The following is a 13,807-nucleotide window of genomic DNA, read 5'->3' on the forward strand; positions in this document are numbered from 1 at the left end:
CAAGGGCAAGGGCAAGGAACAGGAAGCCGCCAAGGAATGGATCGCGGACAACAAGTCCCTCGTCGACTCCTGGTTCGCATAGTCCAAAAGCACGCCGGCGGCCCCCATCCCCGGCGGGGGCCCGGGCGGCGCCCTGGTTGCCGTATCGGCCGGCATGTCGACGGGACAACGCGCGGCACACCTCACCGAGCAGCCGACATCTTCACCTGCCAATTGTCCAGGAGGGTACCTGTGAAGGACGTAGTGATCGTTGGAGGCGGCGTCGCCGGACTGGCCGCCGGCTGGCGGTTGCGGCACTGGGACACGCTCCTGCTCGAGTCGGAGGGACGGGTCGGCGGACGCATCCGATCGGAGCGCCGTGGACCGTACTGGCTCAACTGGGGCGGGCACGTCTACACCGGCGGGAACTCGGCGACGTCGTGGCTGCTGAACAGCACCGGAGTTGACTCGGTACCGGTGCCCGGCTCGCTGGCCGGGCTGTCGATGAACGGCAAACTGTTGCTCAAGGGCCGGGTGGAGAGCTACCCGTTCCGCATTCCGATGCCGATGTCGGCGCGGGTCGGCATGGTCAAGGCGGGCGCCAAGGTCGCCCTGTCCGTGGCCCGCTACGCCCGTATCGTGCAGCGACGGCGGGGCGAGACCGAAGCTCAACGCCAGCAGAGGCTCTACAACTTCATGAACGACCGTTCCTTCAAGGACTTCATCGGCGACCTGCCCGAGGACGCCGAGGCCCTGTTCAAGCCCACGGTGACCCGCTCCGCCGCCGACATCGACCAACTCTCGGCCGGCGCCGGCGTCGGCTACTTCAGCCTTGTGTGGAACATCGGTGCGGGCCTCTCCCAGAGCATCCTCGGCGGCCCGTCCACCCTCACCGAGCGCATCGCCGCAGCCCTGTCAGGTCGGGTGCGGCTGAACGCGTCCGTCGACGAGATCGTCCAGAAGAACGGTTCCGTAGTGGTCCGTTACCGGGAGGACGGCGTCGAGAAGGAGGTCGAGGCGCGCTGCGTGGTCCTGGCCACTCCCGCGACCGTCAGCCACCGGGTCGCCGTCGATCTCGACCGTGACGTACGCGAGGCCCTGTCGAAGATCGTCTACGGCCCCTACGTGAGCGCGGCGTTCCTCAGCAACGAGACCGGGCGCCAGGTCTGGGACGACGCCTACGGCATCGCGACGCCGAAGCGGTCCTTCAACGTTGCGCTGAACATGTCGAACGTCGTGCACGGTTACGAAGCGGAACGCCGGCCCGGCAGCAGCCTGATGACCTTCTCACCGGGCAGTCTGGCGCGCGAACTGCTGGAGTATGACGACGACAAGATCCGTCGGATCTACCTCGACGACCTGGACCAGGTCCTGCCCGGCTTCGCCGACAAGGTCGTCGAAGCCGAGATCCAGCGCTGGCCCACGGGCGCGCCCTACTGCTTCCCCGGCCGCGGGAAGCTGCAGCAGACGCTGACCCGCCGCACCGGAAGGGTGCTCCTGGCCGGTGACTACCTCGGCACCCTCTACACCGAGACCGCGATCCAGACCGGCCTGTCGGCCGCCCAGGAGGCCCAGAGCCTGCTGGCCACCGACCGGCAGACCGCCCCGCACGGCCTGGCGCCGGTGGGCGCCGCGTCGTAAGCCAACTGTCCTGTCCTGAGCCCGACAGCTCCGGTGCGCCATATCCACGAGCCTGGCATCCACGCCCCGGCGGATGCCTGCCCACAGCTTCACCTGAGGAGACTCAAGAATGTCGTCACAGCTGAGCGGTGTCCTGACCGCACTCGCCTCGCCGTTCGCGTCGGACGGGCAGATCGACGAGAAGACACTGCGCCGCCTGGTCGACCGCGGCATCGACGGCGGGGTTGACGGCGTCGTGGCCTGTGGATCCACAGGTGAGTTCGCGGCGATGAGCGGAGCGGAACGGCGCCAGGTGGTCGAGACCGTCATCGACCAGGTCGCCGGACGTGTGCCGGTCATCGCGCAGACCGGTGCGGTGAGCACAAGGGAAGCCGTCGAACTGTCCCGCCACGCACAGGCCGCCGGAGCCTCGGTCCTGATGGTGGTCGCGCCGTACTACGAGCCGCTGACGCTCGACGAGACGCTGCGCTACCTGCGCACCGTCGCCGACGCCGTGGACATTCCGATCATGCTCTACAACCTGCCTGGGGCCACCGGTGTCAATCTCTCGCCGGAGGCCGTCGGACAGCTCGCCCGCGAGGTCGAGAACATCCAGTACATCAAGGACACCAGCGCCGACATGGCTCAGGCCGGGCAGCTGATCCACCGCTACGGCGACGTCATCTCCACCTTCATCGGCTGGGACAGCCTCCTTCTGCAGGCGGTCTCCGAGGGCGCCGCCGGTGTCATGGCGGGAACCGCGAACGTGATGCCGGCCGAACTCGTCTCGATCCACCGCGCGTTGTGCGACGGCGACCTCGCACGCGCGCAGGGCGAATGGGCGCGGATCTACCCGCTGATGGACGCGATCATGTCCGCTCCGTTCATTCCGGCGGTCAAGGCCGCCCTGAACGCGGCCGGATTCCCCGTCGGAGAGCCCCGTGAGCCGCTGCTCGGCCTCGACGCCGCCACAACCGCCAGGATCTCCTCCTTGATCGAGGCGCTGCCGCAGCTCTCGACGTCACGCTGAAGAAGGGCGCCGCAGTCATGAGATTCCTCGACGAGCACGAGGTCCGTTCCGTGTTCGACATCGACACCGCGATCGCCTCCCAACGGGCGGCGTTCATCGCTCTCGCGCGGGAAGAGGCGTGGCAGCCGGAGAAGATCCTGGGCGGCTACGCCGACGACTCCGACACCGTCTTCTGCTATGCCTCCCGCCTCGACCGCACGAGCGGCCCTGTCTGCAAGTTCGGGAGCATCAACCCCGGGAACGCGGGAACCGGCCGGCCGACCATCCATGCCGTGGTCACCGTGCTCGACCCCCACACCGGCGTCCCCCTGGCCTTCATGGACGGCACGGCGATCACCACGTTGCGCACCGCCGCCGCGAGTGCGGTCGCGGTCCAGGCCCTGGCCAGGAAGGACGCGGCCCGTCTCCTCGTACTGGGGTCCGGCGTGCAGGGGCAGGCGCACGTCGCCGCTCTGCACCGCGACAGGGGCTACGCCTGGACCGGAATGTGGTCACCGCCCGGGTCCCCGCTCGACGTCTCCGTCGGCCGTCTGCGCGAGCAGGGCTTCGACGTCGAACCGGTGGAGTCCCTGAGCGACGCGATCGCCGAGGCCGACGTCATCGTCTGCGCCACGCTGGCCACCGAGCCACTGTTCACCGCGCGTCAGCTCCGACCCGGTGCCACGGTCGTCGCGGTCGGATCCTTCGACCGGCACCGTTGCGAGATCGGACCCGACGTCCTGCGCGCCAGCCACCACGTCGTCGTCGATCACGAACCGACGGCGCGACAGAACTGCGGTCCGCTCGTCGCCGACCGGGCGCAGGGCGACACGGCGGAGCTGGAAGTCCTCGAACTCGGCCATGTCCTGACCGGTGCCGTGGCTGGTCGCAGCAGCGACGGCGACATCATGACGTATCTCAGCGCCGGCCTCGGCGTGCAGGACGCGGCAGCGGCCTGGAGCGTCTACCAGCAGGCCGAACTACACGGCGTCGGCCGGAGTGTGGACTGGCCGGCGGCCACGCCACCCGACCTCGGCCCACCCTCACCCGACTGTTCCACACGACCACACTCAAGGAGTCACTGATCATGACCACTGCCGCCGGCCTCACGACAGCCACGGTTCGCCGCGCAGCGGACGCACCGCCGCTGATCACCGAGGCAGACCTTCCTCCGGCCCGCCATTTCGCCGACGGGAAGTTCCTCGACGGATCGACCGAGCGCGTCATCGACGTCATCGATCCGAGCACGGAGAGCGTCATCGCCCGGATTCCCGAGGGAACCCCCGACGACATCGACGGAGCGGTGGCCGCCGCGGTCGCGGCCAAGGACCAGTGGGCGCGGCGGGTCCCCAAGGACCGCTCGGAAGTGCTGCACGCCATCGCCGACCGACTGGCCGAGAACACCGACCTCCTGGTCAGGCTGGAGTCGGCCAACACCGGTAAGACGCTCGCGGTGTCACGGGACGACGTCGACATGACCATCGACACCTTCCGCTTCATGGCCGGTGCACTGCGCGCGACCACCTCCCTGGCCGCCGGTGACTACGCCGAGAACCACCTCTCGGTCATTCTGCGCGAGCCGCTCGGGGTGATCGGTGTGATCACTCCGTGGAACTATCCCCTGCTCATGGCGGCCTGGAAGATCGCGCCCATCCTGGCCGCCGGCAACACCCTGGTCATCAAGCCGTCCGAGCAGACTCCGCTGACCACCCTGAAGTTCGCCGAACTCGTCGCCGATCTCCTGCCGCCCGGAGTGGTGAACGTCGTCACCGGATACGGCGCGGTCGTCGGCGCACGGCTCGCCGAGCACCCGGATGTGGACATGATCGCCTTGACCGGTTCGGTCTCCAGCGGTCGTGCCGTCGCCCGGGCCGCTGCCGACACCCTCAAGCGCGTGCACCTCGAACTGGGCGGCAAGGCCCCGGTCGTGATCTTCGAGGACGCCGATCTCGCGGCTGCCGCATCGTCACTGCGCGTCGGCGGCTTCTGGAACTCGGGCCAGGAATGCGGGGCCGCCTGCCGCGTACTCGTCCACGAATCGATCGCCGAGCGGTTCGTCGAGCAGCTCGTCGGCGAGGTCCGGTCCCTGGTCGTCGGTGAGCCGACCTCCGGCGAAGACGTCGAGGTCGGCCCCATGGTCTCGAAGGCACACTTCGACCGTGTCACGGGGTACTTGGAGCGTGCGAAGAACGAAGGCGTCCGAGTGGCGGCAGGAGGCGGGGCCATCGACGGGCCCGGATACTTCGTGGCCCCGACCGTGCTGGTCGACGTCCCCGAAGGCGCCGAAGTCGCCCGCGAGGAGATCTTCGGCCCTGTGGTCACGGTCGAGACCTTCGCCGACGAGGAGGAAGCGGTACGGCGCGCCAACGACGTCCCTCTCGGTCTGTCGGCATCGGTGTGGACCGAGAACGCCCGCCGCAGTCACGACATCGCCGCGCGTCTCGACTTCGGAACCGTCTGGGTCAACTCACATCTCGTGCTGGCCGGGGAAGTCCCCTGGGGTGGGTTCAAGGGATCCGGCTACGGACGGGACCTGTCGATCTACGCCCTGGACGACTACTCGCGCACCAAACACGTCATGCACAACCACGGGCGCTGATCCCGTCCGTCCAGAGAATCCGTGGAGGTGTGAGGTGACCCTCGACGACCCCCTGATGAGTCCGTTCGTTCTCAAGAACGTGACGCTGCGCAACCGCATCGTCAGTACGTCCCATGAGCCGGCCTACAGCGAGGACGGCCTGCCCAAGGATCGCTACCGCGCCTACCACGTCGAGAAGGCCCGTGGCGGCGTCGGGTTGACCATGATCGGCGGCAGCGCTCTGGTCAGCCGTGACAGCGCACCCGCGTTCGGAAATCTGCAGCTCTGGAAGGACGAAGCGGAGCCTTGGCTCCGTCGGCTCGCCGACGAGGCGCACGAGCAGGGCGCAGCCGTGATGACTCAGCTCACGCACCTCGGTCACCGCACCAGCAACTACACCGACACCTGGATCCCGGCGATCTTGGCAAGCAATGTCCGCGAGCCCGCACACCGCGCGTTCGCCAAGGCGGCCGAGCAATGGGACCTCGACCGCGTGCTGCAGGACTTCGCCGATGTCGCACAGCGCTGCCGGTCCGCGGGGCTCGACGGCATCGAACTCATGGCCTGGGGCCACTTCCTGGACTCGTTCTGGACGCCCTTCTGGAACCACCGGGACGACGAGTACGGCGGCTCCTACGAAAACCGGATGCGGTACCCGCTCCAGGTCATCCGCGCCGTCCGCGAAGCGGTCGGTCCGGAGTTCGTCATCGGCGCGCGCATGACCTTCGACGAAGAGCGTGAGGGCGGCCTCGAAACGCACGAGGCACTGCGCGTCGCCGAAGACATCACCGAGGCCGGGATCGACTTCATCAGTCTGGTCAAGGGGTCGATCGGCACCGACGCCGACCTGGCCCGCGTCATTCCGCCGATGTCCACCCCGGCCTCTCCTCATCTGGAGTTCGCCGGGCGGATCAAGCAGAAGCTCGCCGTCCCCGTCATGCACGCCGCCCGGATCAGCGATGTCGCCACCGCGCGGTACGCAGTCGCGGAGGGCCTGCTCGATCTGGTCGGCATGACCAGGGCGTTGATGGCCGACCCCGAGCTGCCCGACAAGGTCCGTGACGGTCGCACGGACCGGATCCGTCCGTGCGTCGGCGCCAACATGTGCATCGACGGCATCTACAGCTCCGGTGCGGCGTTCTGCATGCACAACCCGTCCACCGGCCGTGAGCTCGAGGTACCCCAGCGCATCGCCCCTGCGCGCACGACGAGGCGCGTGGCGGTGGTCGGAGCCGGACCTGCCGGTCTGGAAGCGTCCCGGGTCCTCGCCGAGCGCGGTCACGACGTGCATCTCTTCGAAGCCGGCGACAAGGTGGGCGGACAGCTGCTGCTGGCCTCGAAGGCCCCTCGCCGTCGCGATCTTCGCGGAATCATCGACTGGAGAAGCGGCGAACTCGCCCGCTTGGGCGTTCCGATCTCGCTGAACACCTACGTCGACGGCCGAACGCTTCAGGAGCAGTCATGGGACGTTGTGATCGTCGCGACCGGCGGCGCTCCCGCAACACCCCATATTCCCGGGGCCGGCCTGGTCCATGACACCTGGGACGTCCTCGCTGGGGCGCGACGGCTGCCGGGGCATGTGATGGTCTACGACGACCATGGCGGCAACCAGGCGCTCGACGCGGTGGAGGCCCTCGTCCGAGGAGGCGCCACCGTTGAGATCGTCACGCCTGAGCGAACGCTCTCACCCGACGTCGGCTGGCTCACGGCCTCCGGTTACTTCAACTCACTGGCGGAGAACGGTGTCGCGGTCACTCTGCTTCGACGGCTGCATGGGGTCACCAGGACTCCGGAGGGCTTGGAGGTGGAACTCGGCGTGGACGGCTTCGAGTTCCGTGAGCACTGCCCTTTCGATGCCGTCGTCGCTGAGATGGGCACGGAGCCGGTCCAGGAGCTCTACGACGAGTTGCTTGGTTCCTCGACCAACCTGGGGGCCGTTGACTTGACGGCACTGCTGGCTCGCAAGCCCCAGTCGGTGGTGCGCAATCAGGACGGTTCGTTCCGGCTGTTCCGCCTAGGGGACGCAGTGGCCAGCAGGAACGTCCATGCGGCGATGCTGGACGCAGCCCGCCTCTGCCGAACGATCTGAGAGGGCAATATTCGAGCTGATGCCCGTGTCGACAGGGAACGCGAACTTGCCGACCAGGCCGGTCGGCTGAGGGCCTCGGTCGACCAGCTCACCGCCCGCCCGACCGACATCGAGCGGCACCTTGAGCACGTCCGGATCACCCGGCAGACCGCCACCACCCTGATCGACGGTCTCGACAAGGACGCTCTGGCCAAGTCCGGACGAGCTGCACGAGGCAAGCCCACGCCCCGCTGTGCCCGGCGAGAGGCCAGCGAGAGACAGCAAAGGAAAGCAGCCACCATGTCTTTCAAGCGAATGATCCACGCAGTGGAGACGCACTCGGGCGAGCCGATGCGCGTCATCACCGGAGGAGTCCCGAACATCCCTGGTGGGTCTGTCTACGAGCAGATGAAGTGGCTTGAGCAGAATGACGACCAGCTCCGGTCGCTCATGCTGCGTGAGCCCCGTGGCTACCCGCCCATGTGCTGCAACCTGATCGTTCCGCCCAAGCACCCGGACGCCGCGGCCGGCTACATCATCATGGAGCAGGTGGAGTACCCCGTGATGAGTGGTGGCAACACCATCGCCGTCGCGACCGTCCTGCTCGAAACCGGCATGATCCCCATGCAGGAGCCCTTCACCGAGTTCAAGCTGGAGGCCCCGGCCGGCCTCATCGGCATCAGGGCCGAGTGCCGCGACGGCAAGGTCAAGCAAGTGACCTTCGAGAACGTCCCCGCCTTCGCCGCTCACCTCGACGCCGTGATCGACGTCCCCGAGCTCGGCCAGGTGACCGTCGACGTCGGGTGGGGCGGCATGTTCTACGTGATCGCGGACGTACGGCAGTTCGACGGGCTGCAGCTGGTCCCGTCCCACGGACGGGAGATCACCCGCGTCTCCTCCCTCATCCTCCGGGCTGCCCAGGATCAGCTGCCGGTCGAGCACCCCGACTATCCGGGGATCGGAATCACGATCTCTCAGCTGTCCGGCCCCACCGACAATCCGGCCGCCGACATGAAGAACGCGGTGACGGTGGCGAGCGGCCCCGTGGACTTCTCCAACCCCGCGACGTGGACCGGCTCGGTCGACCGTTGCCCGTGCGGCACCGGTACGTGCGCGCGGATGGCCACCCTGCACGCCAAGGGCGCACTCAAGCTCAACGAACCCTTCCGCCACGAGGGGGTCCTCGGCACCGTCTACACCGGCGAACTCATCCGGGAGGTGCAGGTCGGGCCCTACACCGGGGTTGTCCCGACCATCGGCGGCCAGGCGTGGATCTCCGGTTACAGCACCCTCGTACTCGACCCCGACGACCCGTTCGTCGCCGGCTTCACCGTCGGGGACATCTGGGCCTGAGTAACGCGCGGAACGCCCCCATTGCCACCGATTCCCTGGCCAGTGGTCCGCTGGCAGCTGGACCAGCACAATCCGGCGGCCATGGAGCGGCGCGCAGAAACGCCGGCGGTAGCTGACGACGGCCTTCATCCCACCGTCGGCAGTAACTGCCTGTGACCGCCGGACGAATCGAAGGGGCTTCCGCAGCGCGCCCCGCCGACGACGGGCAGGCCTGATCTCTGGGGAGAATCCGGGGAGTGCGAGCGGCGCTGGGGAGCGCATGGGGTGAACCGACTGCGTGACCTGGCACCAGCCTGAAAGCCCCAGAAAGACGGACAGTTCAGGCCAGAGCCCTACTCAGCGGCATCGTCGCAGGTCAGAGCCATGTTGGGCTCATGCAAGATTTTCGTAGCCGTTGATCGCCCATGGATCGTCGTCAGGGTGGTGCTGGGGTATGCGGCGAGAGTGGGCGACGAGGATAACGCGCTTGCGCAGCACGGGGATGTCAGCTCGTTCGTCCACGGTTTCGGGTCGGGCCGTCAGACAGAGGGTAATCTGAAAGGCGCTCAGGACCTGCGTGGGCATGGGGCTGCCGTTGGCGAGGGCCCGCTGCCGGATGGTGAGGTAGAGACGGAAGGTGGCTTCGCTGTCGGGGAAGCTTCAGCTGCCGCTTCCCCAACGAATATGCGCTCGCCAACCAGGTCTCCCACCCGCGCAAACGTCTACCTCGCAGAGCGGGACCTGATCACCCCGCTCGATACCTGGCTTGCGCGAGCCTTCGCCCCGCACCGCCTGCACGACACCATCACCCGCATGCACGCGGCCCAGCCAGACCCCGCGCCGGAGGCCGAGGACGCCACGCGCGTGATCGCCGAATGCGACGCCAAGATCGCCCGCTACCGCAAAGCCCTGGAAGCGGGCACCGACTCGGAACTCATCGCCCAGTGGACCGCCGAGGCCCAGGCCCACCGCACTCAAGCCCTCGCCCGGACCCGTAGGCCGACCGACGAGCGCCGACTCGGCAAGGAGGACATCCACCCAATGATCACATCACTCGGCAGCATCCGCGACGTGCTCGCCGACGCCGAACCACAGGACAAGGCCGACGTCTACCAGAACCTCGGGCTACGGCTCACCTACGAGCCCGGAAAACAGCTTGTGCGGGCCGAGGCTCAGCTCGACCCGCACAAGTTGGGGATACGGTCAGTGTCCGAGGGGGGACTTGAACCCCCACGCCCGATAAAGGGCACTAGCACCTCAAGCTAGCGCGTCTGCCATTCCGCCACCCGGACAAGGTGTCTGTCGTGCGGGGTTGCCCCGCGGCGACAGGGAAAACATTACCAGGCTTCCGGCGGCCCCCGATCACACCCCAGCCCCGCGTGAACGGCGTGTGACGGGCTGTGCCGCGTCTTGGGGCGGACCACGGGTCGGAGGGAGGATGAGGGGGTCCACCAGCAATGACAGTGGGAGGAAGCATCGTGAGCGGGACCGACACGGCCAGGAACGTCACCGGCGAGGACGAGGTCGTGGACCTCTGCCGCGAGCTCATCCGGATCGACACCAGCAACTTCGGCGACCACTCGGGCCCGGGGGAGCGCAAGGCCGCCGAGTACGTGGCCGAGAAGCTCGCCGAGGTGGGGCTGGAGCCGAAAATCTTCGAGTTGCACCCGGGGCGCGCCTCCACCGTGGCCCGTATCGAGGGCGAGGACCCGACCCGGCCCGCGCTGCTCATCCACGGCCACACCGACGTCGTACCGGCCAACGCGCAGGACTGGACCCACGACCCCTTCTCCGGCGAGATCGCGGACGGGTGCGTGTGGGGGCGGGGCGCCGTCGACATGAAGGACATGGACGCGATGACGCTGGCGGTCGTACGGGACCGGCTGCGCAGCGGGCGCAAGCCGCCCCGGGACATCGTGCTGGCCTTCCTCGCGGACGAGGAGGCGGGCGGCACGTACGGCGCCAAGTACCTCGTCAAGCAGCACCCGGACCTCTTCGAGGGCGTCACGGAGGCCATCGGTGAGGTCGGCGGGTTCTCCTTCACGGTCAACGAGAAGCTCCGGCTCTACCTCGTCGAGACCGCCCAGAAGGGCATGCACTGGATGCGGCTCACCGTGGACGGCACGGCCGGTCACGGCTCGATGACCAACGACGACAACGCGATCACCGAGCTGTGCGAGGCGGTCGGGCGGCTCGGGCGGCACACCTGGCCGGTGCGGGTCACCAAGACCGTACGGTCCTTCCTCGACGAGCTGTCCGACGCGCTCGGCACCGAGCTGGACCCCGAGAACATGGACGAGACCCTCGCCAAGCTCGGCGGCATCGCCAAGATGGTCGGCGCGACCCTGCGGAACTCGGCCGCGCCCACCATGCTCGGCGCCGGCTACAAGGTCAACGTCATCCCGGGGCAGGCCACCGCCCACGTCGACGGCCGCTTCCTGCCCGGCCACGAGGAGGAGTTCCTCGCCGACCTCGACCGCATCCTCGGTCCGCGCGTGAAGCGGGAGGACGTGCACGCCGACAAGGCCCTGGAGACCGACTTCGACGGCAGGCTCGTCGACGCCATGCAGAGCGCGCTCAGTGCCGAGGACCCGATCGCGAAGGCGGTGCCGTACATGCTCTCCGGCGGCACGGACGCCAAGTCCTTCGACGACCTCGGCATCCGCTGCTTCGGCTTCGCGCCGCTCCAGCTGCCGCCGGAGCTGGACTTCGCGGGCATGTTCCACGGGATCGACGAGCGGGTGCCGGTGGAGGGGCTGAAATTCGGCGTGCGCGTGCTCGACCGTTTCATCGACGCGTCGTGATCACCCCGAGACCACATTATTCGACAGCGCGTGCGGACTTCGACCAGGAAGAGTGAATCCGACCATAAGCTCGTAGCTCCATTACTCCCTCCTCGTTACAGGTGATGTGATCCGCGACTGGGATCACATTGCCAACTAGGAGGAATAATGATCAAGAAGGTCGTCGCTGCTGCGGCTGCCACCGGCGGTCTGGTTCTCGCGGGTGCGGGCATGGCCGTTGCCGACGCGGGTGCCCAGGGTGCCGCCGTGCACTCCCCGGGCATCGCTTCCGGCAACGTCGTCCAGGCGCCGGTTCACATCCCCGTGAACGTCTGCGGCAACACGATCTCGGTGATCGGGCTGCTGAACCCCGCCTTCGGCAACACCTGCATCAACAACTGACGTTGTCTCACCCCGTAAAGGGGCCTCACCCCGTAAGGGTCTGAGTCCGTCGGCCCCGGAGTGCGCGTCATGCACTCCGGGGCCGACAGGTCTTTTCAGGAAGCTCTCAAGCAAGACGAAGCTCCAAGACAAGGCAGGTAATTCATCACATGCGACAGGTCACCCGCAAGGGCCTGATGACCGTGGCCGCCGCTACCGGCGTTCTCGCCGCCGGCAGCGGATACGCACAGGCTGACTCCGGTGCGCAGGGCTCCGCCTCGAATTCGCCCGGCGTACTGTCGGGCAATTCCGTCCAGGCTCCGGTCAACGTACCGGTCAACGCCTGCGGCAACACGGTCAACGTCGTCGGCGTGCTCAACCCCGCGGTGGGCAACAAGTGCGCCAACCAGGGCGGCGGCAGCGGCTCGCACGGTGGCGGATACGGCGACGACGCCTCCGGAGGCGGGTCGCAGGCCGGCGGGCACACCAGCGACTCGCCGGGCGTGGGCTCCGGGAACCATGTACAGGCGCCGGTGAACGTACCGGTCAACATCTGCGGCAACTCGGTCAACGTCGGCGGCGTCGGCAACGCGACGACGGGCAACGAGTGCGGGAACACCTCCGGCGGCGGTGACCACGGGGCGACGCCTCCGGGAGGCGGCCACGAGCAGCCCGGACACCCGGGGAACCCGGACGAGCCGAGCGGACCCGGGAAGCCCGGCAACCCGAGCGAGCCGGGCAAGCCCGGTGGTGACCCCGGCCAGGTCGGCGACCTCGGCAAGCCGGGCGGCCTCGTGGACACGGGCAAGACCGGTGACCCCGGTACGCAGACCGCGGGTGACTCCGGTACCCCGGGCGGCGGTGACGCGCACGCCAACACCCCGGGAGCGCACTCCGTGACCCAGCCCTACGGTGCCGCGCAGCTCGCCCAGACCGGCAGTGAGCTGCCGCTGGGTCTCGCGCTGCCGGTGGGCGCGGGCGCGCTGATCGGCGGTGCCCTGATCTACCGCAAGGCACGGGCGACCGCGTAACCCCGCGGCGTGTGAAACGGAGCGGGCCCCGGCGACGCGGGGCCCGCTCCGTTCCAGCCGCCCTGCCTCACCACGTGGCCCGCACCTGGCGGATGATCCGCCGGCGCAACCGCACCCTGCGGCTGCCGTCGCGCAGCAGGCTCAGGCGGTCCACTTCCCAGTGTCCGTACTCGGCATGGTCCGTCAGCAAGCGTGTGGCGTCCTTGCGGGAGACCCCGCGCGGTACGTACACGTCGACAAATTCGTATTCCGGCATCGTTATCTATTGTGCGGGCTGGGGCCCGGTACGGATAGCGTCTGCACTATGTCTGATGCTGCGCAGCCCACCGCTGCCGAGGTACGCGCCGCCGCCGAGGCGGTCAAGACCGCGCTCGACCGCCACCTGGCCGCGGTCGAACGCAGGTCGGGTGAGGACGACCCGTCCGTCTACGAGGCGTTCAACGAGCTGGCCGCGGCGGCCGAGGAGTACGACGAACTCCTCTACGACCGCTACGACGAGGTCACCCCCTTCGAGATTCCCGGCACGGAGGAAATGCCGCCGTACACGGGACCCGAGGAGCCGAACGCGCTGAGCGTGCTGATCCGCCGCGACTACTTCGTGGTGGAGCCGCAGCGGCTGCTGGCCCAGGCCCAGCGGGTGGAGGCCGCGGAGGCGCCCGAGGGCGAGACGACGAGCACGGTGCACACGGCGCTCGGCACCCTGTTCGGGGAGTTCGAACCGGACGAGATCGCCTCCCGGCACAAGGAGTTCGGCCTGGAGGAGGGCGACTCCACGCTGTGGGTGACCGCTGCCGACGAGCCCGCCGAGCCCGGCGAATGGCTGGAGGCCCCCTTCGACCAGGCCGATGCGCAGCGGCTCGTGTGCCGCTTCGACGTCAGTGCCGTCTTCGACGACGAGACGGAGGACGACGACCTGGAGGACGACCTCGGCCCCGATTCGGAGCTGGAGGACGAAGAGGACCTGGAGCGACTGGACGCGGACCGCTGAGCGGGCTCTGAGGACGTACGCGGAGTCGGCGGCCACCG

The 13,807-nt window shown here is 68.4% G+C and carries 12 protein-coding genes and 1 tRNA gene; 10 read left to right on the forward strand and 3 right to left on the reverse strand.

The annotated features are described in order from the left end of the window. Positions 1 to 231 precede the first annotated feature (231 nt). From ACWD3C_RS42080 to ACWD3C_RS42105, 6 genes are all read left to right on the forward strand, one after another. Positions 232 to 1,620 (forward strand): NAD(P)/FAD-dependent oxidoreductase, encoded by a 1,389-nt coding sequence (locus tag ACWD3C_RS42080; RefSeq protein WP_451152943.1) that lies wholly within the window; start codon positions 232 to 234, stop codon positions 1,618 to 1,620. Positions 1,621 to 1,729: 109 nt separating this feature from the next. Then, a complete protein-coding gene (gene dapA / locus ACWD3C_RS42085) occupies positions 1,730 to 2,629 on the forward strand; it encodes a 4-hydroxy-tetrahydrodipicolinate synthase (protein ID WP_451152945.1) in 900 nt (299 codons plus the stop codon). Between the two features lie 17 nt (positions 2,630 to 2,646). Further along, positions 2,647 to 3,693 (forward strand): ornithine cyclodeaminase family protein, encoded by a 1,047-nt coding sequence (locus ACWD3C_RS42090; protein ID WP_451152947.1) that lies wholly within the window; start codon positions 2,647 to 2,649, stop codon positions 3,691 to 3,693. Positions 3,694 to 3,695: 2 nt separating this feature from the next. Next, on the forward strand, positions 3,696 to 5,207 hold the full coding sequence (locus tag ACWD3C_RS42095) for an aminobutyraldehyde dehydrogenase (RefSeq protein ID WP_451152949.1): 1,512 nt from the start codon (positions 3,696 to 3,698) through the stop codon (positions 5,205 to 5,207). A 55-nt stretch (positions 5,208 to 5,262) separates the two neighbouring features. Next, complete coding sequence (locus ACWD3C_RS42100) at positions 5,263 to 7,275, forward strand: oxidoreductase (protein WP_451152951.1); 2,013 nt, start codon at positions 5,263 to 5,265, stop codon at positions 7,273 to 7,275. 279 nt (positions 7,276 to 7,554) lie between these two features. Then, on the forward strand, positions 7,555 to 8,607 hold the full coding sequence (locus ACWD3C_RS42105; RefSeq protein ID WP_451152953.1) for a proline racemase family protein: 1,053 nt from the start codon (positions 7,555 to 7,557) through the stop codon (positions 8,605 to 8,607). Positions 8,608 to 8,979: 372 nt separating this feature from the next. Here ACWD3C_RS42105 and ACWD3C_RS42110 read toward each other — a convergent pair whose 3' ends face one another. Together ACWD3C_RS42110 and ACWD3C_RS42115 are read right to left on the reverse strand one after the other, a co-directional pair. Continuing rightward, a complete protein-coding gene (locus tag ACWD3C_RS42110; protein WP_451152955.1) occupies positions 8,980 to 9,171 on the reverse strand; it encodes a hypothetical protein in 192 nt (63 codons plus the stop codon). A 622-nt stretch (positions 9,172 to 9,793) separates the two neighbouring features. Beyond that, positions 9,794 to 9,878, reverse strand: a tRNA-Leu gene (locus tag ACWD3C_RS42115). 165 nt (positions 9,879 to 10,043) lie between these two features. Between ACWD3C_RS42115 and ACWD3C_RS42120 the strand changes: the two genes are divergently transcribed. The 3 genes from ACWD3C_RS42120 to ACWD3C_RS42130 all read left to right on the forward strand — a co-directional run bounded on the left by ACWD3C_RS42120 (position 10,044) and on the right by ACWD3C_RS42130 (position 12,781). Beyond that, positions 10,044 to 11,390, forward strand: a complete 1,347-nt coding sequence (locus ACWD3C_RS42120; protein ID WP_451152957.1) for a M20/M25/M40 family metallo-hydrolase — start codon at positions 10,044 to 10,046, stop codon at positions 11,388 to 11,390. A gap of 147 nt (positions 11,391 to 11,537) precedes the next feature. Further along, the gene (chpH, locus tag ACWD3C_RS42125; protein WP_451152959.1) at positions 11,538 to 11,771 is read left to right on the forward strand and encodes a chaplin ChpH; all 234 of its coding nucleotides are present in this window, start codon (positions 11,538 to 11,540) and stop codon (positions 11,769 to 11,771) included. 149 nt (positions 11,772 to 11,920) lie between these two features. Further along, positions 11,921 to 12,781, forward strand: a complete 861-nt coding sequence (locus ACWD3C_RS42130) for a chaplin family protein (RefSeq protein ID WP_451152961.1) — start codon at positions 11,921 to 11,923, stop codon at positions 12,779 to 12,781. 67 nt (positions 12,782 to 12,848) lie between these two features. Here the strand turns inward: ACWD3C_RS42130 and ACWD3C_RS42135 are convergent, their stop codons facing one another. Next, the gene (locus tag ACWD3C_RS42135; RefSeq protein ID WP_451152963.1) at positions 12,849 to 13,037 is read right to left on the reverse strand and encodes a DUF5703 family protein; all 189 of its coding nucleotides are present in this window, start codon (positions 13,035 to 13,037) and stop codon (positions 12,849 to 12,851) included. Positions 13,038 to 13,085: 48 nt separating this feature from the next. Between ACWD3C_RS42135 and ACWD3C_RS42140 the strand changes: the two genes are divergently transcribed. Next, positions 13,086 to 13,769: a hypothetical protein gene (locus tag ACWD3C_RS42140; RefSeq protein ID WP_451152965.1), complete on the forward strand. Its 684-nt coding sequence runs from the start codon at positions 13,086 to 13,088 to the stop codon at positions 13,767 to 13,769. Positions 13,770 to 13,807 lie beyond the last annotated feature (38 nt).

This window comes from Streptomyces sp. NPDC002845 (assembly GCF_053591955.1).

Excerpts from the sequence above, each read along its gene's own strand:
- dapA (WP_451152945.1), top strand. The coding sequence starts at position 1,730 with ATGTCGTCACAGCTGAGCGGTGTCCTGACCGCACTCGCCTCGCCGTTC.
- ACWD3C_RS42090 (WP_451152947.1), top strand. The coding sequence starts at position 2,647 with ATGAGATTCCTCGACGAGCACGAGGTCCGTTCCGTGTTCGACATCGAC.
- ACWD3C_RS42095 (WP_451152949.1), top strand. The coding sequence starts at position 3,696 with ATGACCACTGCCGCCGGCCTCACGACAGCCACGGTTCGCCGCGCAGCG.
- ACWD3C_RS42100 (WP_451152951.1), top strand. The coding sequence starts at position 5,263 with ATGAGTCCGTTCGTTCTCAAGAACGTGACGCTGCGCAACCGCATCGTC.
- ACWD3C_RS42105 (WP_451152953.1), top strand. The coding sequence starts at position 7,555 with ATGTCTTTCAAGCGAATGATCCACGCAGTGGAGACGCACTCGGGCGAG.
- ACWD3C_RS42110 (WP_451152955.1), bottom strand. The coding sequence starts at position 9,171 with ATGCCCACGCAGGTCCTGAGCGCCTTTCAGATTACCCTCTGTCTGACG.
- ACWD3C_RS42120 (WP_451152957.1), top strand. The coding sequence starts at position 10,044 with ATGACAGTGGGAGGAAGCATCGTGAGCGGGACCGACACGGCCAGGAAC.
- chpH (WP_451152959.1), top strand. The coding sequence starts at position 11,538 with ATGATCAAGAAGGTCGTCGCTGCTGCGGCTGCCACCGGCGGTCTGGTT.
- ACWD3C_RS42130 (WP_451152961.1), top strand. The coding sequence starts at position 11,921 with ATGCGACAGGTCACCCGCAAGGGCCTGATGACCGTGGCCGCCGCTACC.
- ACWD3C_RS42135 (WP_451152963.1), bottom strand. The coding sequence starts at position 13,037 with ATGCCGGAATACGAATTTGTCGACGTGTACGTACCGCGCGGGGTCTCC.
- ACWD3C_RS42140 (WP_451152965.1), top strand. The coding sequence starts at position 13,086 with ATGTCTGATGCTGCGCAGCCCACCGCTGCCGAGGTACGCGCCGCCGCC.